At 65.3% G+C, this 23,278-nt stretch carries 20 protein-coding genes; 5 read left to right on the top strand and 15 right to left on the bottom strand.

The features are described from left to right. Positions 1 to 930: 930 nt before the first annotated feature. Positions 931 to 1,227 carry a hypothetical protein gene (locus ACQR0W_RS13830; RefSeq protein ID WP_316187075.1) on the bottom strand — a complete coding sequence of 99 codons (297 nt, stop codon included), beginning with the start codon at positions 1,225 to 1,227 and terminating at the stop codon, positions 931 to 933. A 78-nt stretch (positions 1,228 to 1,305) separates the two neighbouring features. Next, the gene (locus ACQR0W_RS13825) at positions 1,306 to 2,499 is read right to left on the bottom strand and encodes a lanthionine synthetase C family protein (RefSeq protein ID WP_315753326.1); all 1,194 of its coding nucleotides are present in this window, start codon (positions 2,497 to 2,499) and stop codon (positions 1,306 to 1,308) included. Between the two features lie 159 nt (positions 2,500 to 2,658). On the opposite strand from ACQR0W_RS13825, the gene ACQR0W_RS13820 reads away from it, so the two are divergent. Continuing rightward, positions 2,659 to 3,120: an SRPBCC family protein gene (locus ACQR0W_RS13820; RefSeq protein ID WP_315716594.1), complete on the top strand. Its 462-nt coding sequence runs from the start codon at positions 2,659 to 2,661 to the stop codon at positions 3,118 to 3,120. Positions 3,121 to 3,206: 86 nt separating this feature from the next. Here ACQR0W_RS13820 and ACQR0W_RS13815 read toward each other — a convergent pair whose 3' ends face one another. The 4 genes from ACQR0W_RS13815 to ACQR0W_RS13800 all read right to left on the bottom strand — a co-directional run bounded on the left by ACQR0W_RS13815 (position 3,207) and on the right by ACQR0W_RS13800 (position 6,364). Then, a complete protein-coding gene (locus ACQR0W_RS13815; protein WP_315716595.1) occupies positions 3,207 to 3,368 on the bottom strand; it encodes a hypothetical protein in 162 nt (53 codons plus the stop codon). 310 nt (positions 3,369 to 3,678) lie between these two features. Continuing rightward, positions 3,679 to 5,049, bottom strand: a complete 1,371-nt coding sequence (locus tag ACQR0W_RS13810; RefSeq protein ID WP_315825433.1) for a hypothetical protein — start codon at positions 5,047 to 5,049, stop codon at positions 3,679 to 3,681. 376 nt (positions 5,050 to 5,425) lie between these two features. After that, a complete protein-coding gene (locus ACQR0W_RS13805; RefSeq protein WP_315825432.1) occupies positions 5,426 to 5,944 on the bottom strand; it encodes a GNAT family N-acetyltransferase in 519 nt (172 codons plus the stop codon). Positions 5,945 to 6,169: 225 nt separating this feature from the next. Further along, positions 6,170 to 6,364 carry a hypothetical protein gene (locus ACQR0W_RS13800; protein WP_315716598.1) on the bottom strand — a complete coding sequence of 65 codons (195 nt, stop codon included), beginning with the start codon at positions 6,362 to 6,364 and terminating at the stop codon, positions 6,170 to 6,172. Between the two features lie 31 nt (positions 6,365 to 6,395). Here ACQR0W_RS13800 and ACQR0W_RS13795 point away from each other — a divergent pair, with 31 nt between their 5' ends. Then, positions 6,396 to 6,761 carry a hypothetical protein gene (locus tag ACQR0W_RS13795; RefSeq protein ID WP_315716599.1) on the top strand — a complete coding sequence of 122 codons (366 nt, stop codon included), beginning with the start codon at positions 6,396 to 6,398 and terminating at the stop codon, positions 6,759 to 6,761. A 357-nt stretch (positions 6,762 to 7,118) separates the two neighbouring features. After that, entirely contained in the window at positions 7,119 to 8,018 is a 900-nt protein-coding gene (locus ACQR0W_RS13790; protein WP_316168072.1) for an NAD-dependent epimerase/dehydratase family protein, read from the top strand. A 125-nt stretch (positions 8,019 to 8,143) separates the two neighbouring features. Here ACQR0W_RS13790 and ACQR0W_RS13785 read toward each other — a convergent pair whose 3' ends face one another. The 7 genes from ACQR0W_RS13785 to ACQR0W_RS13755 all read right to left on the bottom strand — a co-directional run bounded on the left by ACQR0W_RS13785 (position 8,144) and on the right by ACQR0W_RS13755 (position 17,806). Next, a complete protein-coding gene (locus ACQR0W_RS13785) occupies positions 8,144 to 8,923 on the bottom strand; it encodes an ABC transporter permease (RefSeq protein WP_315753338.1) in 780 nt (259 codons plus the stop codon). Further along, positions 8,920 to 10,032, bottom strand: a complete 1,113-nt coding sequence (locus ACQR0W_RS13780) for an ABC transporter permease (RefSeq protein ID WP_315825476.1) — start codon at positions 10,030 to 10,032, stop codon at positions 8,920 to 8,922. The genes ACQR0W_RS13785 and ACQR0W_RS13780 overlap by 4 nt, the downstream gene beginning before the upstream one ends. A gap of 35 nt (positions 10,033 to 10,067) precedes the next feature. After that, the gene (locus ACQR0W_RS13775; protein WP_315825430.1) at positions 10,068 to 11,162 is read right to left on the bottom strand and encodes an ABC transporter ATP-binding protein; all 1,095 of its coding nucleotides are present in this window, start codon (positions 11,160 to 11,162) and stop codon (positions 10,068 to 10,070) included. Positions 11,163 to 11,267: 105 nt separating this feature from the next. Further along, positions 11,268 to 12,269, bottom strand: coding sequence for an ABC transporter substrate-binding protein (locus ACQR0W_RS13770; RefSeq protein WP_316168077.1), 1,002 nt, complete (start codon positions 12,267 to 12,269; stop codon positions 11,268 to 11,270). Between the two features lie 318 nt (positions 12,270 to 12,587). Beyond that, positions 12,588 to 13,043 carry a hypothetical protein gene (locus ACQR0W_RS13765; protein ID WP_316204559.1) on the bottom strand — a complete coding sequence of 152 codons (456 nt, stop codon included), beginning with the start codon at positions 13,041 to 13,043 and terminating at the stop codon, positions 12,588 to 12,590. A gap of 18 nt (positions 13,044 to 13,061) precedes the next feature. Continuing rightward, positions 13,062 to 16,244 carry an efflux RND transporter permease subunit gene (locus ACQR0W_RS13760; RefSeq protein ID WP_315716605.1) on the bottom strand — a complete coding sequence of 1,061 codons (3,183 nt, stop codon included), beginning with the start codon at positions 16,242 to 16,244 and terminating at the stop codon, positions 13,062 to 13,064. Between the two features lie 323 nt (positions 16,245 to 16,567). Further along, the gene (locus ACQR0W_RS13755; RefSeq protein WP_315753346.1) at positions 16,568 to 17,806 is read right to left on the bottom strand and encodes an efflux RND transporter periplasmic adaptor subunit; all 1,239 of its coding nucleotides are present in this window, start codon (positions 17,804 to 17,806) and stop codon (positions 16,568 to 16,570) included. A gap of 190 nt (positions 17,807 to 17,996) precedes the next feature. On the opposite strand from ACQR0W_RS13755, the gene ACQR0W_RS13750 reads away from it, so the two are divergent. Both ACQR0W_RS13750 and ACQR0W_RS13745 read left to right on the top strand, forming a co-directional pair. Continuing rightward, entirely contained in the window at positions 17,997 to 18,614 is a 618-nt protein-coding gene (locus ACQR0W_RS13750; RefSeq protein ID WP_315716607.1) for a TetR/AcrR family transcriptional regulator, read from the top strand. 118 nt (positions 18,615 to 18,732) lie between these two features. Beyond that, entirely contained in the window at positions 18,733 to 20,208 is a 1,476-nt protein-coding gene (locus ACQR0W_RS13745) for a M81 family metallopeptidase (RefSeq protein WP_316171325.1), read from the top strand. Between the two features lie 259 nt (positions 20,209 to 20,467). On the opposite strand, the gene ACQR0W_RS13740 is transcribed toward ACQR0W_RS13745, so the two are convergent. Beyond that, a complete protein-coding gene (locus ACQR0W_RS13740) occupies positions 20,468 to 22,093 on the bottom strand; it encodes an MFS transporter (RefSeq protein WP_315753352.1) in 1,626 nt (541 codons plus the stop codon). Beyond that, the gene (locus ACQR0W_RS13735) at positions 22,080 to 23,204 is read right to left on the bottom strand and encodes an HlyD family secretion protein (RefSeq protein WP_315753354.1); all 1,125 of its coding nucleotides are present in this window, start codon (positions 23,202 to 23,204) and stop codon (positions 22,080 to 22,082) included. Before ACQR0W_RS13735 ends, ACQR0W_RS13740 begins: the two co-directional genes overlap by 14 nt. Positions 23,205 to 23,278 lie beyond the last annotated feature (74 nt).

Here is a 23,278-nt window from a genome sequence, read left to right as displayed (position 1 = left end):
AGGGCAGGGCGACCATAGTCGTGAATTCATGCATCTGTCCTTCTGTCGCCGCGTCGTCCCGGCCGGGCTCGTCCCGCTTGCGCGGCCGCGGTCGCTTCGGCGCGGCAAAGGCCCGGCCATCCACATCGCGGGGCTTGCCCAGACAAGAGTGGGATGCCCGGGCGCTTCGCGGTGCCGCTCTTTCGCTTCATCGGCGGCCTGCTGATCGTCGGACGGGTGTGTCGGGTGGATGCTGCGGTCTGGATTTCAGACATGGCTTCGCTGTCTCGCGGCGCGCTTTGCGTCCGAGCTGTTCTGATCGACCTCCCTCTTCGTCGAAGAGGGCACGGGGAATGCCGGGCGCTGGCCGCACCCATGGCCCGCCTGCAGAAAAAAAGCAGGCGGCAGTCACCACAGGTTCAGCCGAGAACACCCGGCATTCCCCGCGCGATGGTTTTGACGGCTGCTTCGCGATCTCCCCGGTGCGCCGGGCTTTCTGGCCACCGTATCGCACAACGCGCTTGCGCACCTTGCGCTGGGCATCAGCGTCGGGATGCCAGGACCACGCGACTTGACCGTGCGCATCGACGTCGTTCGTCGGCGCGGCTCAGCCACGCTGCAACATCGACACGCCCACCGCATCCCGCCTCGACGTTCGTGACGACCGCGAAGCGCCCCTCTTGTGAGACGGGACGGGCAGATAGAAGCATAAATTCTGGAAAAAAGAAACAAGAATCTTCATGCTCGGGAGACTGGACAGAGACATGTGTTTGAGGCCGCAGTCAAAACGAGTTTTTCTGGCGTAGGCGATCTGGATGCGGATGAGGGGCAAAGAGACGACCGCGCACCAATGCCGACAAGACCGGCTCCCCGATCTGAACCGGACGAAAGCACTTGGCGCGCTCTATTGGAAGGTCGCCGTTGTCACTCAAGAGACCTCCAGCAAGAGGGTTAGACGGAGTGTGCCGTGGGTACGCCTTTTACGATCTCGTTTTTGAGATCAAGTCCCTTCCATATTTCGAGTTCATCAGAGTCTTCATAGGCAATGCAGAGGCAGACATCGTCTCGCCCACCGGTTCTACGGGCAAATTCGATGCTGTGAATGGGGGCAGAGATAGATAGCGAAGAGTTTAGCGGCACGCTGACGATCATGCCGGCCTGAATCTGCCCACCTGCCATCTCGCCAGCCAGAACAAACAACCGGCGACTTTCAAGGGCGAAGGTCTCGTTCACACGAAAGCTGAACATCAGGAAGACCTACATCATGATATCGTGCTTGTCTCTTCCTTGCTCGAAACAGACATTGATAGCAGTCCCCAACTTGCTTCAGAACACGTCGATCGTCGGAAACCGTGGCTCTCCGGTGATGCAATCCCAGAGGTAGGCGGCGAGGCCGACGTCGCCGGTCCATAACGAATAGCGTCCGCGGCCGGCGACCATCTGGCCGCCGCGAACCTGCACGATGGCGGTCATCGCGAACTGGCGCGCGCGGTCGAGCCAGACCGGGTCGTGGGTGCGGCGATAGAGCTTGAGGAAGGCGTAGCCGTTTCCGCCGGTGCCGTGGCAGAGGTTCGAGCCCTTGGTCAGTGGTCCGGCGGCCCAGGTGAAGCGTCCGCCGTCCAGCAGCAGCGCGTCGAAGTCCGGCGTCGCGAACGGCGCGTCGGCAAAGGTCGTCACCATGCCCGGGGCACCATGACAGTGCTGACAGAGGAACAGCCGCTTCTCACGCTTGCTTCGCGGTCCCCATGTGGTTCCGATGTCATAGCGCCATGCGTTGGCCGCGAGCGCCTTCGGGACGAAGGCGGCCACATGAGCCCGCTGGGCCGCCGTCAGCCAGTCCCATCCGAGCAACAGCGGGATGACGTTGCCGGCAAAGCCATGAACGGGTCCGAGAAAGCGGTCCTTGGCGCCATATAGATCCTGGGTCCAGAGCGGGCCCTGCGGTGTGTCCTCCAGCTCGGCCAACAGCCGTGCCGCCTGCCCCTCGAACAGGCGGCGCCAGCGCGCTTCCCCGGTCATCCCCGCCATGTGGACCGCCGCGACCATCGACCCCGGCAGGCCCCACATCAGCTCCCGGATCGGCAGCTCGTTGTTCTTCTCGGCGTGCCAATGAATGAGGTCGGCGAGGCTCGACAGTGGCGTGAGCCGCATGGCGAGCAGGGCGGCCCCCATCTCGCCACGGAGCAGCGAGCCATGTTTCTCGTAGTCGGCAGGCGAATTGGCTGCGTGGTCGATGACCGTCCGCTCCATCAGCCTGGACAGCACGGGGCGGAAATCCTTGGTCGCTCGGGTTGCGCCGACACGATGCAGGTAGTCGAGGGCCCAGATCACACCCGCGGCGCCCTTGTAGAAGCTGGGATCGCCGTCGGCGGTCCCGTCGTCGCTGGGGTGGGCCGGCCAGAAATGATCGGGATCGAATTGGGCGATCGCATCGGCCGCGATGTCTTCGATCGCGGCCAGGGCAATCGCTTCGTCCCAGGGAGTCTGGACCAGCGGCCGATGTCGTCCCAGGGTGATCATCGTGTCGGGCTCTCGGGTGCTGTCCGTCGGTCGCGTCAAGCAGGCAGGCCGCGGGGCGCATGATTGGCAACCAGCCTATCCAAAAGCCTGCCGTCGGTACACCATCGGTCCTATCGGATGATGGCTCGAGACGATGCCCAAGGTCCGCGGGGAATGAACATGCGCGAGACCCTTTCGATACGGTGCTACATCGCCGCGCCTCGGCCGGCGGTCTATCGAGCGCTGCTCGATCCGCGCGCGATCGCAAAATGGAAGGTGCCGGACGGGATGACCTGCGACGTGCATGCGTTCGACGCCCGTGAAGGCGGCGCGTTGCGGATTTCGCTTACCTATGACGTGCCGACCGGGACCGGCAAGACGACGGCGCACACGGATACGTATCGCGGTCGCTTTGTGAAGCTCGTCCCGAATGAGCAGGTTGTCGAAGTGGACGAGTTCGAGACCACGGATCCTGCGCTACGCGGCGAGATGACCATCACGATCACGCTCGCCGATGCGGATGGCGGGACCAAACTCCTTGCCACGCATGATGGACTGCCCCGTGGCGTATCGCCCGCCGACAACGAGGCCGGCTGGCGGATGGCGCTCGCGAAGCTCGCGGCGCTCGTCGAGGCGCGATAGGCCGGGCGTTCCGCTCATGCCCGCGGCAAACATGGGTATGCCGATCACCGGCCGCCGTTCACCGACGCGGAGCAACAAAAGACCGATCAGAAAAAGCCGTGGCTCAGATCCGTCCCGTAGGTCAGCGCCATCGCCGACACCAGCAATATGGCGGCACAGAGCAGAAGGAACTGTTTGAGCAGTTCGTGTTTCGTACTGTCGGATGCTTCGGAAAATGCCTTATGAAATGCCTTGGTCAGAGCCGTCATTGCGACCTCGATCTCCTCCCGCCCTTGAGTAGGTCAAGGCAGCAGGCAGAAGGTTCATCTCGGCACAGATGCTGACCGGCATTGGACGCGAAAGTCCCGGCTGGACGAAGGCCGCCCGGTCTCCTCAGGCGCGGCGGCGGCAAGCCCGAGCAGGACGACGAAACCGCCGATCGGCGGCAAATGCTGGACATCGCAGTGGCGCAGGACGGTCGCTCCTGCCGCGGCAATGAGCGCCAGGCCGACGGCGGGACGGTCGCTCAGTGCTTGATCGCCATCCAACCGCCGTCTTGCGAGATCCGGAGCCGCGCGCTTATTGAAACACCTTCACGGTGCGACGCTGTTTGGTGGAGACGGTCCAATTGACGTCGCAGGAGTCACCCGCGTTGATGCTGAGCGTCACGTTGAAGCAGACCTTGCTTTCGTCGGCGACCGCGCTCTTTCCGGTAAAGCACCCCGGACGTGTTTCGGAGAAGGAAAGAGCCGCGGTATCGGGTATCAGCTCCCAACCTGCGTCCGCCGCAGCGCATGTTTGCACCGGGCCTGCTGATTTGCCGACCGGCGCGCCTGTAGGATGATCGAGATGCATAGGTCCGCCATTGACCGATATGCTTTTTGTCTGCACGATCTCCTTCAAGACCGGTGGTGGAGGTAACGAAACGTCATTTGCAGCGAGACTGAGCGACGGCATCTGTACGACGGCGACAAATTCCGAGTTTGGTACTCGCTTGAAGACGTAGATCCGCTCTCCGGGACCGACGCTAGCCTCGACGATCTTGTCTTTCTGGTCGCCGACAACGCCAAACGACTCTCCGCCAATGACCTGAATGATGAGGGGATTGGGGTTCGGGATCGCGCTCTTAGGCTCGAAGCGGATTCGTAAGCTGACGATCTGCTGGCTGGGGCTCTTGGTCACCACAGCGGTCAGGGGCGATCTCGACTGAAGGCAGGCCGTGTAGGCGGCAAGGCCATTTTCATCGACGCCCGACGTCACCAGATGCTTCGCTTCGTCAACGCTATAGTTGAACCGCGTCTCTTGGTACATGCTGGCGCGCTTTGCCGCGAAGCTCTTGAAATCTCCAGCGAAATATTCGGGGATGATTGCGGAGGCAGACTTCTTTGCCTCTTCATAGTTCGCCTCATTGATCAACTTGAGCTGGGCGAGCATGACTGCAAGGGAAGAATCCTCGATGCGCATCGCCTTGAAAGCTTCGATATTGCAATCGCTCGCCTCACTGAAAGCCGCGCCCGAAGATCCCAACAGGGCCACGACAACAAAAATCGCAAGTCTCACGACAATTCTCCCTTTTCGAATGAGATTGAAGGGGCCAGAAAAGAATGTTTTGGTGAAATCGTGAGGCCAACGAAAAGTCGGCCATCCAGTGTCATCAGATTGCGCCTTGCCAAGAGCCAAAGCAATATCAAAACGCGTCGCAATCTCTGCCGGCAGCCCCGCCGTCAGGCGTCTCGAAGCGAGCAAGTGCAAAGGAACGAAATCATCAGCTGCCCGGATCGGCAGTTCGTCGTTCTTCTCGGCGTGCCAATGAATGAGGTCGGCGAGGCTCGACAGTGGCGTGAGCCGCATGGCGAGAAGGGCGGCCCCCACCTCGCCACGGAGCAGCGAGCCGTGTTTCTCGTAGTCGGCAGGCGAGTTGGCTGCGTGATCGATGACCGTCCGCTCCATTAGCCTCGACAGCACGGGGCGGAAGTCCTTCGCACGGCCTGTCGCACCGATACGGAGCAAGTAGTCCAGCCCCCCAGATCACCCCCGCCGCGCCCTTGTAGAAGCTGGGGTCACCGTCTGCCGTCCCGTCGTCGCTGGGATGGGCCGGCCAGAAATTGTCGGGATCGAACTGGGCGATCGTGTCGGCTGCAATGTCGTCGATCGCGACCCGAACGGCCGCTTCGTCCCAGGGGGTCTGGATCAGCGGCCGGTGGCGTCCCAAGGTGATCGTGATGTCGGGCTCCCCTGTGCTGCGCGCATCTCATCAGCTCGTGACTGCGGCCCATGCCGCCATCGCCTTGAATGGGAGAACCGATCGATCCCAGCAGCTCGGTTGTCAGGTGCTGTCAGCCGCACGACTGAAGTCGAGCGCCATGTGCGCCTCGTCGTAGTATCGGCCGCCGTCCTTCGCGGCTTTCAGCTCCAGGCCAAATTCCACGAAGCCGATGCTTTCGTAGAGCCGTCGCGCCGGCACATTGTCCTGGACGACGATCAGCTGAACGATCTCGACCTGCTCGCGCGCGACATCCAGGATGTCATTCGCCAACAGGCGCGCGAGCCCGCTCCGTCGAAAGGCTGGCTTAACGTACATGCCGAACAGCCGGCCCTTATGGGCGTGCTTCGGCCCCTGCTGGACGACGAAGCCCAGCGTGCCGACAAGCTCGCCGTCTCGAAAGGCGCCGAGGGTGTGGGTGTCCTCGAGCCGCCTGGCGAACCATTCGACGCCAAGCCCGTTCTCCAGCTCGAAGGTGCTGCCCATCGATTCCGGGCTGATCGTCAGCGCCTCCAGACGAAGGGCCTTGAAGCATGCCGCATCGTCGGCCCGCAGGCGCCGGATCGTTGCAGCAGGGCTCATGGACCGGCTTTCCATCGTCCTCGCGTGAAAAAATCTTCGCGTGAAAGCGCCGCCCTTGGGCGGGCGCTTCGCCGCATGCGCGTGCTCGACTCCTCGGCCTACGGGCCTTCACAGGCCGACATGCCAGCCGGCCTGCAAACAATGCGGCCTGCCGCAATCGCAGGCCGCCAGACGTCACCTCACAGGAGCTGACCTCAGATGAGGCCGAGAGGTCAAGCCATCAAACTACTGGGCGCGCTTCAACCGCTTGATCTCGGCGACCTGAAACTTGCCGCCGGCCAGCAGGCTGCTGCAATGCAGCCAGACCTTGTTGCGATCCCAGCCCAGGAACGCCTTGGTCTCCGCACAGTCCGCGTAGTGCTTGTACCTGAGGGTGTCGGAGCAGGTCGTATCGAAATGCGAAAATTCCTGACCGGACAAGCTGCATCCGACCCAAGGCGCATTGCCCGACTTGAAGCTGGTCTCGCAGCCGCCGTTGCAGCTGCTGGCGGCTCTCTCCAGCTTGGCGATCCTGGCTTCCACGGAGTCCGACGCAACTGACGGCGCGCGCGCCGTCGACGACGCCGTCGACCGCGTGCGGCGCGAGATCCCGGTGTCGGCCGTGGTCTTCGACCTCTGGAGCTTTGTCGCCTGCTTCGGTGCGTCGACCGTTACGCCCGGAAGCGAGGGGGCGGAGCCTGGTGTGATTTGCGATGCGGCAGGACCGCACAGCAGGACGGTTGCCAGCACGGCGGCAGCCGAGGACACGACGACACTCGACGACAATCTCATGACAATATCCCTTCAGGGACGAACCTGCCGTCCCAATACATTGTGACCGCACTATATTACCTATTCGAAAATGGGAAACTTGGCTACTCAGCGCCGAAAAAATTCTGCGAATGATCGTCGTTTGCATCGCGATCGGGTGATGTGCCGGCGACGCATCCAGAGATTGCCGTGTCGCGATGGGAGGCGATTTTCGGATCGACAGAAATGCGCGCAGGCTGGATCGGGGCGGTTGGCCTGATGTCACCTGCCGGGAGGCGGAGCTATCAACGCAGTGCGGCAATAGGCTTCCACGCGGCATTGAAAGCAGGCCGCGTTCCGCGCGGCAGGCTGCAAGTTCCTTGTGGAGCAGCTTCGCTGGAAACTGCTAGAAGCGATCACGCACTCACAGGGGATGACGAGCTCAATGACAGCCAAGCGCGTGGTGTTCACCGGGGGAACCGGCAAGGCGGGCAGGCATGTGCTGCCGCATCTGCAGAACAAGGGCTACGCGCTCCTCAACGTCGACCTCAAGCCGTTCGATCACCCCGGGATCAATACCCTGATCGCGGATCTGACGGACAGCGGCCAGGCCTTCAACGCGCTGACCACGCATCATGGCTTCGGCGGCTTCAACGCCGGCCGGCCGCCACGGGCGCCGGATGCGGTGGTGCATTTCGCCGCGATCCCGCGGGTGCTGATCGAGCCCGACAACGAGACCTTTCGCGTGAACACGATCAGCACCTACAACGTCATCGAGGCCGCTGCGAAGCTCGGCGTGCGCAAGATCATCATCGCCTCCAGCGAGACCACCTATGGCGTCTGCTTCGCGGAGGGCGACAAGGACTTCAGGAGCTTTCCGCTCGAGGAGGACTACGACACCGACCCGATGGATTCCTACGGGTTGTCCAAAGTCGTGAACGAAAAGACCGCGCGCGCCTTTGCGATGCGCTATGGCATCGACATCTACTGCTTGCGCATCGGCAACGTCATCGAGCCGCATGAATACGACATGTTCCCCCGCTTCCTCGCCGACCCGCCGTCGCGCAAGCGCAACGCCTGGTCCTATATCGACGCCCGCGACCTCGGCGAGATCGTGCATCTGGCGATCGAGAAGGACGGGCTCGGCTTCCAGGTCTTCAACGCGGTCAACGACACCGTCACCGCAACGATGCCGACGCGCGAGCTGCTGCGCCGCTATTGTCCGAATGTGCCGGTGACCCGCGAGATGGGTGACGACGAGGCGCCGCTGTCGAACCGCAAGACGCGCGAGGTGCTCGGGTTCAAGGAAGCGCACAATTGGCGCAAATACGTGAAGGCGGGGTAGGGCAGCCGTAGGGCGGATGAGCGCAGCGTAATCCGCCATTCCGGCTGTTGTGCGCATAGCGGCTGTTCGCGCACGGGGCGGCCGATTACGCTGCGCTCATCCGCCCTACGGACCGGTGCCTTCCCTCACGTCATCCGCCGCCGGAGCGCGAGCATCGCGAGCGACAGCACGATCGTCCCGACGATGAACACGGCCGCCGCCGAGACGATCGCCGGACTGATGTTCTCGCGGATGGTGGCGAACATCTGCCGCGCCAGGGTGCGCTGATTGGGGCCGGCGACGAAGAGCGTCAGCACCACCTCGTCCAGCGACGTCGCGAAAGCGAACAATGCGCCGGAGATCATGCCGGGCAGCGCGATGGGAAACGTCACCGAGCGCAGCACCACGGCGGGCGAAGCGCCGAGACTCGCGGCGGCCCGCTCGAGCTGGATATCGACGCCCTGCAAGGCCGAGGAGACGTTGACCAGCACGAACGGCACGGCGACGACGGTGTGCGCGATGATGACGCCGAGATAGGTGTTGGTGAGCCCGTAGCGCGAGAACATCAGCTGCATGCCGACGCCGAGCACCACCGCCGGCACGACCATCGGCAGCAGGAACACGGTGCGAAGCGTCGCGAACAGCAGCGAGGCGGGCTTGCCGCGCAGGCCGAGCGCGGCGAGCGTGCCGAGCAACGTTGCAAGGGCTGTGGTCCCCGCGCCGATCAGCAGGCTGTTGACGATCGAGAGCCGCCAGGAGTCGGCGGTGACCAGCTCGCGAAACCAGCGCGTCGAATAGCCGGGAATGGGATAGTTCAGGAACACGCTGTCGGTCAGCGATAGCGGCAGCACCGCGATCAACGGCCCGAGCAGGAACACGATGACGGCGATCGCGAACAGCAGCTTGACGAGCGGCAGCCATTTCATGCGCGCTGCTCCTCGGTCGAGGTCAGCCGGATGTAGAGGGCGTAGAGCAGGATCGTCATCGCGAGCAGGACGAGGCCGAGCGCGCCGGCCATGCCCCAGTTCGCGGCTCCCGTGGCGTAGTAGGCGATCACCGAGCTGATCATCTGATCGTTGGCGCCGCCGATCAGCGCCGGCGTGATGTAGTAGCCGAGCGCGGCCATGAACACGAGCAGGGCGCCGGAGACGACGCCGCGCATCGACAGCGGCAGCAGGACGTGGACGAAGGCGCGCAGCGGATGCGCGCCGAGCGAGGCCGCCGCCGGCATCAGATTGCGCGGGATCGCGATCAGCACGCTGAAGATCGGCAGCACCATGAACGGCAGCAGCACATGTGTCATGGCGATGACGACGCCGAGCCGGTTGAACATCAGCGGCACCGGCGCTGACGTCAGGCCGAGCCCCTTCAAGGTGGCGTTGATCAGGCCGTTGTCCTGCAGCACGACATACCAGGCCGCGGTGCGTACCAGGAGAGAGGTCCACAGCGGCAGCAGCACCGCGCCGAGCAGGATCTGCCGGCGCCAGCCGTCGACCGAGGCGGCCACCATCGCGAACGGCAGGCCGATGAGGATGCAGGCCAGCGTCACCAGCGCCGAGGTCACGAAGGTCCGGATCATGATCAGGCGGTTGGCCGAGGCGCCCTCCGGCATCGCAGCGATATTGCCGGCGGCGTTGCGCTCGAGGTCGACGGCGGCGAGCAGGTTCTTGTCGGTCCAGGGCGAGGCGACGGCCTCGGCGATGGTCGTCCAATAGGAGGTCTCGCTCCAGCGCGAGTCGATTGCTGCGAGGTCGACCGCGTCGGTGCCGTCGAGCGCGCGGCGGGTCTTGCCGAGCAGGCTGCGGAATCCGGACTGCGCGCTGTTGAGGCGGCGAACGAGATCGCCGAACTGCTCGTCATTGGTCAGCTTGCGGATGTCGTCGATGAACGCAGCCTGTGCGGTTGCAGGAGGCACGCTCGTGCGGTCCCAGCGCGCCAGCGCCTTGTGGGTGCGGGGCAGGGACTCGGTCGCAACTGGATCGGATACAGCCGACTTCATCATCGTCACCAGCGGCACGACGAAGAACGACAGCATGAACGCCAGAAGCGGCGCCAGCAGCAGAACTGCCGTCAACCGTTGGCGGAAGTCTGGTCGCATGATCCCACCACCCAGACATCCGACGCCGTGAACGACAGCACGACCTCGCTGCCGACCTCCGCGGCCTGACCGGCACGATCGCCCTTGATGATCAGCCGCTGCGCGCCGGCCGTGGCGACCAGACGCACGTGATCGCCGAAATACACCGCGTCCAGGATGCGCGCGGTCAGGCGGTTCGCGGTCGCCGCTGCATGATCGTTGATCCGGATGGCCTCGGGACGGATCGAAACCTGCACCTTGCCACCATCGATGCGGGCGGCGCCGGCATGCGCCGACAGCGTGAGGCCCGAGTCCGTCGTCAGCCGCATCACCTCGCCCGCGTGCTCGTCGAGCTTGCACGCCAGCAGGTTGGTCTCGCCGATGAACTCGGCGACGAATGGCGTGCGCGGCAGCTCGTAGATCTCGCGCGGTGTGCCGATCTGCTCGATCCTGCCGTGGTTGAACACGGCGATGCGGTCGGACATCGTCAGCGCCTCGTCCTGGTCGTGGGTGACGAAGACGATGGTGAGGCCGAGCCGGCGGTGCAGGTCGCGGATGTCGAGTTGCATCTGCTCGCGCAGCTTCTTGTCGAGCGCACCGAGCGGCTCGTCCATCAGCACCACCTGCGGCTCGAACACCAGGGCGCGGGCGAGTGCGACGCGCTGCTGCTGGCCGCCGGAGAGCTGCGCCGGTTTGCGCTCGGCCATGGCCGACAGCTTGACCATGTCGAGCACGCGGGCGACGCGCTGCGCGATCTCGGGCTTGGACGTGCCGCGCATCCTGAGCGGAAAGGCGATGTTGTCGCGCACGCTCATATGCGGGAACAGCGCGTAGTTCTGGAACACCACGCCCATGTTGCGCTTGTGCGGCGGCAGCCCGTCGACCCTGGCGCCGCCGACCTCGATCGTGCCGCTGGTCGGCTGCTCGAAGCCTGCGAGCATCATCAGGAGCGTGGTCTTGCCGGAGCCGGAGGGCCCGAGCAGGGCGACGAACTCACCGCGCGCGATATCGAGATCGAGATCGTCGACCACGGTCAGCGCAGCGAAGCGCTTGACCACATGCCGGAACGAGATGAAGGGGGTATCCATGACGGAGGCTTTCGGCGCGGACCTCGCCGGGACTCATGCACGAGGAGGGCAGGCGCGCGTCGCGACGACGATCATCGCGCGCCCGGTTTGCTGAAGCGGCGAGCCTCAGCGCGCGAGCCAGGCGTTGAAGCGCTTCGACAGCTCTTCAGAATTGTCGGTCCAGAAGCCGACGTCGAGCGCGATCGCCTGCTTCAGATTGTCCGGCGTGGTCGGCAGCTCGGCGGCGAATTTTTCCGGCACCAGCTTGGCGGCGGCGATGTTCGGCAGGCCATAGGCGATGTATTCCGGCAGCTTGGCCTGGTTCTCGGCCTGGCTCGCAAACGCGATGAAGTTCATCGCGGCGTCCTTGTTTGGCGAGCCCTTCAGCACCACCCAGCTATCGACCGCGTAGATGCTGCCCGGAAACACGAAGCCGAAATGCTTGCCCTCGGTGCGGTTGATGGCGCTGATGCGGCCGTTATAGACCGAGGTCATCGCGACCTGGCCGGATGACAGGAGCTGCAGCGGCTGCGCGCCGGCCTCCCACCACACGATGTCGGCCTTGAGCGCGTCGAGCTTCTTGAAGGCGCGCTCGACGCCCTCCTTGGTCTTCAGCACCTTGTAGACGTCGCTGGCTGGCACGCCGTCGGCCATCAGCGCGAATTCGAGCGTGTATTTGGCGCCCTTGCGCAGGCCGCGCTTGCCCGGAAACTTCGCCGTGTCCCAGAAGTCCGCCCAGGTCTTCGGCCCATCCTTGATCTTGTCGCCGTCATAGGACATGCCCGTCGACCACACGATGGCGCCGACGCCGCAATCGCTCACGCCGGCCGGGATGAAGCCTTTCTTGTCGCCGATCTTGCTCCAGTCGATCTTCTCATAGATGCCGTCGCTGCAGCCGAGCTCGAGCTCCTCGGCCTCGACCTGCACCGCATCCCAGTTCGGCACCCCGGCCTTCACCTTGGCCTGCAGCACGCCATAGCCGCCGTCCCAGCTCTCGTCGAGCACGGTGGCGCCGAGCTTGGCGGCGAACGGCTGGAAGTAGATCTTGCGCTGCGCGTCCTGATAGTTGCCGCCCCACGACACCACCGTGAGATCGCGCGCCTGCGCCGCCGCGGCGACGCTCAGCATGGCTGCCGCCGCCACCAGCACCGTCTTCGAGACGGGGAGGGCCGCGCGTGGCGTCCCGTTCGACACCTTCACACCCGTGGGGCTGGTCCGCCGTGAAAACATGCTCGATGATCCGTCGCGCTTTGAAAGGTTCAAAAAAGCTATCGGCTGTTCCCAGCCGTGGCAAGCGCGAGTTTTGATCGTGAGATGATGCCATTTTGGCGCTAGGCGCCGCGCCGGCCGCGTTGCGGCAGGGCGTGTTGAGATCGTCCGCTGCCGGCGCATGGTCTGGTCCGGCGGGGGTCACGCCCCCGGGGACGTGTTTGGAGCGTTGCGGTCCTACAATCCGGCGCTGCAACCTTGATCGTCCGGGCAGGCAAGCGCCGGCACCGGTTCGCTCCCCGCCGAATTGTCGACGACGAGACCGAGCGCCGGTGTGCTCGTCGCCCGCGCACGGGTCGGAGCCGGCAGCCGCCGCGATGCACCGTGGGCGCCGATGCGTTCAAAACCCTCTGCCGTCTTCATCAGTCTGGCGGCGACAAGATGATTCAAAAAATCCATGTTGCAACTCCGTGTGGTCAAATGACCCGGCGGCCTGGTGCGGGACAGGCCGCCGGGTCGGCGCAACGTGCTGGAGTTGGCGTCCTCCATCTCGCTGCGCTGGTCTGTGATCCGTTTCACAGTCGTGTAGAATTGATCGTGAATCGGATCATCCGTGGAGCGTGGTCGGGACGCCGGCTGCCATTTGTCTCTACGAATCAAGAGACGATCGCGTTTCCGGGCGCTCGACATCACGCGCGTTCACATTCTTGTTTACTCCGCGGGTTGAGCCGCCACCGTGCCGTGGCCGCCATGCTGGGTGAGGGGCTTCATGCCGGTCAGCGTCCGCAGCAGCACGTAGAACACGGGCGTCAGGAACAGGCCGAACACGGTGACGCCGATCATGCCGGAGAACACCGCGACGCCCATCGCCCGCCGCATCTCCGAGCCGGCGCCGGTCGAGAGCACCAGCGGCAGCACGCCCATGATGAACGCCATCGACGTCATCAGGATCGGCCGCAACCGCAGGCGGCTGGCCTCGATCGCGGCGCGCAACGGCGTCCGCCCGGCGAATTCGAGCTCGCGCGCGAATTCGACGATCAGGATCGCGTTCTTGGCGGAGAGGCCGACGAGCACGATCAGGCCGATCTGGGTGAAGATGTTGTTGTCGCCCTTCGAGAGGTAGACACCGAACATCGCCGCCAGCAGCGCCATCGGCACGATCATCAGGATCGCCAGCGGCAGGGTCAGGCTCTCGTAGAGCGCGGCCAGCACCAGGAACACCAGCAGGATCGCGAGCGGAAACACCCACAGGCCGGAGTTGCCGGCGATGAACTCCTGGTAGGTCAGGTCGGTCCATTCAAAGGCGAAGCCGGGCGGCAGCACCTCGGCCGCGACCCGCTCGGCGGCCGCCTGCGCTTGGCCCGAGGAGAAGCCGGGCGCCGCTGCCGCGTTGATATCCGACGACAGGAAGCCGTTGTAGCGGATGGCGCGTTCGGGACCTGCGCTCTGTCGCACGTTGAGCAGCGCCGACAGCGGCACCATGTCGCCGGAGGCGGAGCGCACCTTGAGCTGGCGGATATCGTCGGCACGGGCGCGGAACGGCGCGTCGGCCTGCACGCGCACCGAATAGGTGCGGCCGAACTTGTTGAAGTCGTTCACGTAGTAGGAGCCGAGGTAGATCTGCAGGGTGTTGAACACCTCCGTCACGGGGACGCCGAGCTGCAACGCCTTGGTGCGGTCGATGTCGGCGAACAGTTGCGGGACGTTGACCTGGAAGCTGGAGAACACGCCGGCGATCTCCGGCGACTTCTGCAGGCCGGCCATGAACGCCTTGGTGACGTCGTTCAGAGCCTCGTAGCCGAGGCCGGCGCGGTCCTCGATCTGCAGCTTGAAGCCGCCGATGGTGCCCAAGCCGTTGACCGGTGGCGGCGGGAACATCGCGATGAAGGCGTCCTGGATGCCCGCATATTTCTTGTTGAGCTCCATCGCCAGCGCGCCGCCGGACAGCGATGGATCCTTACGCTCGTCGAACGGCTTCAAGGTCGAGAACACGATGCCGGCATTGGAGGAGTTGGTGAAGCCGGAGATCGACAGGCCGGGGAAGGCGACCGAGCTCTCGATCCCGGGCTGCGTCAGCGCGATGTCGCTCATCTTGCGGATCACCTCCTCGGAGCGGTCGAGCGTGGCGCCGTCCGGCAGCCGCGCGAAGCCGACCAGATACTGCTTGTCCTGGCCCGGCACGAAGCCGCCCGGCACCTGCTTGAACAGCACGGCGGTGGCGCCGACCAGCAGGACATAGAGGATCATCACCGCGGCCTTGCCGGTGATCACCTTGGACACGCTGCCGCTGTAATTGTTGGAGGCGCGGACGAAGGCGCGGTTGAAGCCGCGGAAGAACCAGCCGAGACTCTTGTCGAGGATGCGGGTGAGGCGATCCTTCGGCTCGTGGTGGCCCTTGAGCAGCAGCGCCGACAGGGCCGGCGACAAGGTCAGCGAGTTCACCGCCGAGATCACGGTGGAGATCGCGATCGTCAGGGCGAACTGCTTGTAGAACTGCCCCGTGAGGCCGGAGATGAAGGCGAGCGGCACGAACACCGCGACCAGCACCAGCGCGATCGCGATGATCGGTCCCGACACCTCGCGCATCGCCTGATAGGTGGCGTCGCGCGGCGACAGGCCGCTCTCGATGTTGCGCTCGACGTTCTCCACCACGACGATGGCGTCGTCGACGACGATGCCGATCGCGAGCACCAGCCCGAACAGGCTGAGCGCGTTGATCGAGAAGCCGAACAGATGCATCACGGCAAAGGTGCCGACAATCGAGACGGGCACCGCCAGCAGCGGGATGATCGAGGCGCGCCAGGTCTGCAGGAACAGGATCACGACGATCACGACCAGCACGATCGCCTCGAACAGCGTGTGCACGACGGCCTCGATCGAGGAGCGCACGAACTGGGTCGGGTCGTAGACGATGTGGTACTCGACGCCCTCCGGCATCGTCTTCTTGATCTCGGCCATGGTGGCGCGGACGTTGTCCGAGATCTGCAGCGCGTTGGAGCCGGGCGCCTGGAAGATCGGGATCGCCACCGCCTGCTTGTTGTCGAGCAGCGAGCGCAGGCCATATTCGGAGGCGCCGAGCTCGATGCGGGCGACGTCGCGCAGCCGCGTGATCTCGCCATGCGTTCCGGTCTTCACGACGATGTCGGCGAACTGGTCCTCGTTCGACAGCCGGCCCTCGGCATTGACCGAGAGCTGCAAATCGAGGCCCTTGACGCTCGGTGAGGCGCCGACGACGCCGGCGGCGGCCTCGACGTTCTGCGCCTGGATCGCCTTGACGATGTCGCTGGCGGAGAGGCCGTGCTCGGCCGCCTTCTGCGGATCGACCCAGACCCGCATCGAATAGTCGCCGGCGCCGAACAGCTGCACGTCGCCGACGCCGTCGATGCGCGCCAGCCGGTCCTTGACGTTGAGCACCGCGTAGTTGCGCAGGTACGTCGTGTCGTAGCGGCCGTTCGGCGAGATCAGATGCACGACCATGGTGAGGTCGGGCGAGCTCTTCTTGGTGATGACGCCGAGCTGGCGCACGACATTGGGCAGCCGCGGCTCGGCCTGCTGCACGCGGTTCTGCACCAGCTGCGTGGCCTTGTCCGGATCGGTGCCGAGCTTGAAGGTGACCGTGAGCGTCATCGCGCCGTCGGTGGTCGCCTGGCTGCTCATATAGAGCATGTTCTCGACGCCGTTGATCTGCTCCTCGATCGGCGTCGCCACCGTCTCGGCGATCACCTTCGGATTGGCGCCGGGATAGGTCGCGCGCACCACCACGGAGGGCGGCACGACGTCGGGATATTCGGAGATCGGCATGGAGAACAGCGCGATCAAGCCGCCGAGGAAGATCAGCGTCGACAGCACGCCTGCGAAGATCGGCCGATCGATGAAGAATTTGGAGAGGTTCATGGGAGGCCCCGTGGTCGGGAGATGTCAGTGGCTCTGATTGGCGTCGGTCGTCGAGGGGGCGCGATGTTCACCCTCCCCTGGAGGGGGAGGGTCGGCTCGCATGAGCGCAGCGACATGCGAGACGGGGTGGGGTGGCGGCCCCTCCGCGCGTGCGGTGCTCAATTGAGACGAACCCGCGACGCACGGATGCTGAGGAGGTGCGAGCAGGTTTTCACCAACTGAGACCGTCACCCCACCCCGCCGCGCGCTGTGCGCGCGTCGACCCTCCCCCTCCAGGGGAGGGTGGGCATCGCGTGTGTGGTGACCGCCATTGTCGATCATGATCAGCGCTGCGCCAGTCGCTTGTTGTCAGTGGCCGCCCCGTCGCGTGCGCCCATCGCGGCCACCTGCGTCTTCAACAACGCACCTGGCCGCACCCGCTGGAGGCCATTGACCACCACGCGCTCGCCGGGCTTGAGGCCGGCGGAGATGATGCGCAGGCCGTCGACGCTGCCGCCGAGGCTGACCGGGCGATAGACAGCGCGCTCGTCGTCGCCGACCACCATCACGAATTTTTTGTCCTGGTCGGTGCCGATGGCGCGCTCGTCGAGCAGCACCAGCGATTGCTGCTGCGGCTGGCCCATGCGCACGCGCGCGAACTGGCCGGGGATCAGCCGGCCGTCCTCGTTCTTGAACACGGCGCGGACGCGGATCGTGCCGCTCTGCCCGTTGACCTGATTGTCGATCAACTGGATATGGCCGGATGCCGTGATGCCGCCCGAGGTCGTCATCTCGACCGGGATGCGGTCGAGATTGCCGCGTTTGCCCGAGCCGTCGGCAATCGCCGACAATGCGCGCAACACCAGCTCTTCGGTGGCGTCGAAGCTCGCATAGATCGGGTTGACGGACACCAGCGAGGTCAGCACCGGCGAGGCCGACCCGGCGGCGACGAGGTTGCCGACCGTGACCTCGATCCGGCCGACCCGGCCGTCGACCGGCGCGCGCACCTGCGTGTAGTCGAGATTGAGCTTGGCTGTCTGCAAGGTCGCTTCGGCGGCCTTGACGTTGGCGATGGCTTCGCGATTGCCGTTGTCGCGCTGGTCGTAATCGCGCTTGGTCACGATGGAATTGCCAACCAGCTGCGCGCCGCGCTCCAGTTCGTTGGCGGCGAAGGCGGCGCGGGCGCGCGCCGCTTCCAGTTGCGCCTGCGCCCGGTCGACCTCGGCGGCGTAGGGCGCCGGGTCGATCTTGAACAGGACGTCGCCAGCCTTGACCAGCGAGCCCTCGGTGAAATTGGTGCCGAGAATGGCACCGGCCACCCGCGGCCGGATCTCGACCCGCTCGACGGCTTCAAGCCGGCCGGAGAACTCGTCCCACAGGCTCGCCTGGCGCGGCTCGACGACGGCAACCGTAACGGGGACGGCCTGTTCGGGGGCCGCGGCGCGGGCCGCATTCGGCGCGGAACTGAAGTGGAAATATTGGGAGCCGGCGTAGGAGCCGGCGGCAATCACCAAGCCGGCGGCGGCGACGGTGCTCAGCCACCGCTTCAGGCGGCCGGAAGAACGAATTTCGGACGAAGGCATTGGCGCGCTCCAGATTTGTAGTGCTCGCTACAAATGTGGCGCTGGCAACCCGTTCGCAAGAGACTTATGTAACGGATACTACGAAAATAGTAGCCCGACTTTCGGCGGACTGCGCCAGATCAAAGAAATCGCGTTCAAGAACAACTAGATAAGAATCAGACGGGGCGGAGACGGAACAGGAGTTTTGCAGATGGGCATCGGACGGCCCCGGACTTTCGATCGCGACACCGCGCTGGACCAGGCGATGGAGGTGTTTTGGCGCCATGGCTATGAGGGCGCCACCATCGCCCAGCTCACCGATGCCATGGGCATCAACCCGCCCAGCCTCTATGCCGCGTTCGGCAGCAAGGAGGCCCTGCTCAGGGCCGCGCTCGACCGCTACACGGCGCGACGGGAGGCCTGGATGGACGAGGTGCTGAGCGCGCCGACCGCCCACGAGGTCACCGCGCGGATGCTGATGGGCGTCGCCGAGAAACAGACCGATCCCTCCAATCCGCCCGGCTGCCTGCTGGTGCAGGGCGGTCTCGCCTGCGGCTCCGGCTCTTCCAACGTGCCGTTCGAGCTCGCGGCCCGCCGCGCACAGACCGAGGAGCAGCTCCGGCACCGTTTCGAGCGCGCCAAGCGCGAAGGCGATCTGGCTGAAGCCGCCGACCCCGCTGCGCTCGCGCGCTATGTTTCCGCCGTGATCACCGGCATGAGCGTGATGGCGTCGTCAGGCGCCGACCGCGAGGCATTATCCCAGGTCGCCGTCGTCGCGATCAAGGCGATCGAGGATCAGTCGGTGAGGGCGCCGGCGGCGGCGAACTGATCGACATCATGCGCTGAGCGGCGGGTGCTCTGCCGTCGCAAAGTCTTGTGCTCGTGGGCGCAATGCGATCCCCTGCGGCCGCCTCATTGTCATCGCGCGAACCAAGAGCAATTCCTCCATGCGTGTCTTCTCCGCCGCCCTTGCCACCGAGACCAACACTTTTGCGCCGATGCCGACGGGGCTCGCGACCTTCCACGAGCGTGCCTACTTCCCGGCCGGAACGCATCCGGACAAGATGCAGATGCATGGCGGGCCACTATGGGCGGCGCGGCAGGTCGGGCCATCGAAAGGTTGGACCTTGATCGAGGGGCTGGTCGCCGCAGCGGTGCCGAACGGGCTCGTCACCCGCGCCGCGTTCGAAACCCTGCGCGACCAGATCCTCGCCGACCTCGAAGCCGCGCTGCCGGTCGACATGGCGTTGATCGGCCTGCACGGCGCGATGATCGCCGACGGCTATGATGATTGCGAGGGCGAGCTGCTCGCGCGCATCCGCGACATCGTCGGACCCGATGTGGTCATCGGTGCGACGCTCGACCCCCACGTTCACATGAGCGAGCTGATGGTCAGAAGCGCCGATCTTCTGATCTGCTGGAAGGAATATCCGCACACCGACATTCTCGAGCGGGCCCAGGATCTGGTGAAACATTGCACCGAGCTCGCCGAGAAGCGGCTGAAGCTGCAGAAGGCCCTGGTCGACACCGACATGATCGTCACCCTGCACACCACGCGCGAGCCGGTGCGCAGCTTCGTCGACCGCATCACCGCGCTGGAAGGCAAGGACGGCATCGTCTCGGTCTCGATCGTTCACGGCTTCGGATGGGGCGACACGCCTGACATGGGCACCAAGGTGCTGGTCTATAGCGATGCCGCCGTCGATCCCGATGGCGCCAAGGCGCAGGCGCTGGCGCGCAAGCTCGCGGACGAGCTGATCGGCATGCGCGAGGCGGTGACCGAACGCATGCCCGGCGTCGATGCTGCGCTCGACCAGGCCTTGGCGAAGGACGGCGCCATCGTGCTCGGCGATGCCAGCGACAATCCCGGCGGCGGTGCGCCCGGCGATTCCACGTTCATCCTGCGCCGGCTGCTCGACCGCAACATCGGCAATGCCTGCCTCGGTCCGCTCTGGGATCCGATCGCGGTGCGCATCGCCTTCGATGCCGGCGTCGGCGCCAAGCTGCCGCTGCGGATCGGCGGCAAGATCGGGCCGCTGTCGGGTGATCCCGTCGATGCGACCTGGGAGATCAAGGCGCTGAAGGAGAATATGGTGATGACGGGCCTTGCCGGCACGCCCGCCAAGCTCGGCGATTGCGCGTTGATCGGGAGCAATGGCGTCGAGGTCGTGATCACCACGTTCCGCTGCCAGGCGTTCGGCACCGACTTCTTCACGCAGCTCGGCTGCGATCCTGCCACGCGCAAGCTCGTCGTGGTGAAATCCGCCCAGCATTTCCGCGCGGCATTTGCGCCGATCGCGGCCGACATCATCATGGTCGATGCGCCCGGCGTGGTCGCGCGCGACGTGACGACGTTGCCCTACAAGAAGATCAAGCGTCCGAAATGGCCGCTCGATGAGTTGCCGCAATCATCGCGAGCATGATGTCCCAGAATGCGACGATCATCGCACCGCCGTTAACGTTCGGAACGCGGCTGGAACGAACCGCGTCCGAATCGCTTGCGAATCACGGTTTGAGATCTGTTCACGGCTAGATGTCGTAGCTCTCGGAGATGGCGCGCAACATGCAGCGCCGGCGATACTGATCGTGCGGCTCGGCTTTCGTCAGAAGGTTAAAGGCGCAGAGGCGCGCCGGCGTTGTTGGAGAGAAGGCGACGCCCCCGCATGCTGCGGGCGGGCCCGCTCACGTCGTCGACGTTCCGAACCGTCGCATCCACGCCGCCCTCAGACCGATCGGTGTCGGCGAGAACGGGCCCGACGGCGCGCGCGTGATCAGGGCGACCAGCAGCAGCGCGGCGATCGCGAGCCAGAAGCACAGCCAGAACGCATCGAGATAAGCGAGCACGTTGGCCTCGCGCTGCACCTGCGCGGCCAAGGTCCCGACGGCGCGGGCCTTGGCCTGGCCGCCGCCATGCGCGGCGAAATAGCCGGTCAGTCGTTGCAGCGCGCGCGCGACGTCGAGATCGCCGCTCTGGATGTTGAGGCCGAGATAGGCCGAATGCACCTGCTCACGCACCCGCAGCCACGTTCCCATCAGGGCGACGCCGATTTCGGCGCCGCCGAGCCGCATCACCTGGATATAGGCCGCAAAGGACGTCGCTCGCGCCGGATCGGAATTCGACAGCGCGAGGATGATGATCGGAAGCAAGGTCAGGGCCTGTCCGATCGACTGCAGCACGACGATGACGATGAAATCCTCGCGCGCCCAGGCATGGGTGATCTGGGTGCCGAGCAGATTGGCCGCCGCGAAGGCACTGAGACCGAGCACGACGACGATGCGGGGATCGAGATGGCGAAGCAGGACGATCGACAGCGGCACCAGCACGACCATCGGCAGCGCGCCGTAGAACAACAGCAGCGAGCCGCTCTGCTCCGGCCGCAACTGCGTGATGGTGACGAGGAAGTTCGGCACCAGCGACGCATTCGAGAGGCTGGTCAGCGTGTAGAGCAGGATCACGACCAGCGACAGCCCGATGTTGCGCGAGAACAGCACGTTGAAATGCGCCCATGGCTGCGGGGCGAGCGCCTCGTTGACGAGGAACAGGACGAACAGCGCGGCGCCGCCGCACAGCAGCGCCATCACCGTGCCCGATTGCAGCCAGTCGAGTCGGTTGCCCTGGTCGAGACCGGCATAGATCATCGCCACGGCGCTGCCGAGCAGCAGCATCCCGCCCCAGTCGGCGTTCTCGAGCAGCGCGCGGTTGACGGGCTCGGCCGGGGTGCCGAGATAGACCATCAGCGCCATCAGCGGCGCCAGCACGACGCCCTGCCAGTACAGCCACTGCCAGCCGAGATGCTCGACATAGAAGCCGACCAGCGAGGTCGAGGTATCCAGCGCGAAGCCGACCCGGATCGCATAGATCGAGATCGCCGGCAGCCACCAGCGGATCGGCAGGTTGCGGAAGATGATCATGAGCGTGGCCGGCACGAAGGTGCCGAGCAGCATGCCGTGCAGGATCGCGAGCGCGATCAAGGTCGGATAGTCGCGCACGAACGGAATGATCAGGGACAGCACCGCATAGATCAGGCTGGGAATACCCAGCACACGGCGCAGACCGAACACGGTCGCGAGCCACGCCACGGCCGGCGCGATGACGATCTGCGAGCCGATCGCCGCGGTGGACAGCCAGGCGCCCTCGTCAAAACCGAGCGAGAACGCGCCGCGCAGATCGGGCAGGCCGACCGAGGTCAGCCGGCTGTCGAAATTCGCCAGGAACGAGCCGAGCAGGACGGCGCCGACGGCAAACAGCGGATGCGCCGCCTGGCCGCCGCGCGACAGCGGTCCGCGATCGGTCTCACTTGGCGCCATCGGCCTGGCCGTTGGTGCGGATGTGGGTCACGACCGACATGCCCGGCAGCAGCCGCGCGAGCAGCGGCTGGTCGCCGTCGAGGGCGATGCGGACCGGAATGCGCTGCACGACCTTGGTGAAGTTGCCGGTGGCATTGTCGGGCGGCAGCAGCGCGAATTGCGAGCCGGAGGCCGGCGCGATCCGCTCGACGCGGCCATGCAGCCTCTGGCCCGGGAACGAGTCCACGGTGATCTCGACCGGCTGGCCGGGCGCGACATGGGTGAGCTGCGTTTCCTTGTAGTTGGCGATGACGAAGACATGCGGCAGCGGCACCACCGCGATCAGGCTGCTGCCGATATTGACGTAGTCGCCGACCTGCACCTGGCGCTGTCCGACGACGCCGTCGAATGGCGCGGTGATCCTGGTGTAGCCGAGCTTGAGCCGCGCGGCGGCGAGCGCGGCCTTGGCACCGGCGAGATCGGCGCCGCGCTGCTTCTTGGTGCCGGTGAGCACCTCGAGCTGATGACGCTGCGCGGCGATCACCGCGCGGCTCGCGCGCACGTCCGCCTGTGCCTTGGCATAAGCGGCCGTTGCCTGTTCCAGCCGCTGCTTGGTACCTGCCTCGCTCTGCGACAGCGACTGCTGGCGCTCTTCCTCCTGCCTGGCCTGCACCTCGGCCGCGCCGGCCGAGACCTGCTGCGCCTCGGCCTGGGCGATGGTCGCGTATTGCAGCTCGACCTGATTGCTGAGGTTGTCGAGCGCCGCCTGCGCCGCTTCGACATTGGCCTCGGCCTGCGACACCTGTGCCTCGTAGTCGGCCGGATCGATCTGGACCAGCAGGTCGCCGGCCTTGACCTGCTGGAAATCGCTGACCGCAACCTTCGTCACCTCGCCGGCCACGCGGCTCGAGAGCTGCGTCAGGTCGGCGCGCACATAGGCATCGTTGGTCGACTGGGTCGTTGCGTTGCCGGTCCAGGCGTTCCAGCGCGTGGTCGCGAGCGCCACGAAGGCGAGCGCTGCGATCACCGCAAGCAGTGGAATGCCGAGACGCGCCCAGAGCCCGGGCGCCGCGGCGGGCGGCGTCGATGCAGCGCGCGCCGCCGCGTCGACGTTGCTCGGTGTTTCACTCAAGGGACGCCTCCTGCATCGGCCGACGCTGATCAGTCCGACGACTCGTACCCCATTCTGCGCCGCGTGCCACCTGG

The organism is Bradyrhizobium sp. HKCCYLRH1034, from assembly GCF_051168375.1.
Classification (GTDB): Bacteria; Pseudomonadota; Alphaproteobacteria; order Rhizobiales; family Xanthobacteraceae; genus Bradyrhizobium.
This window is presented reverse-complemented; position numbering and strand designations above follow the sequence as displayed.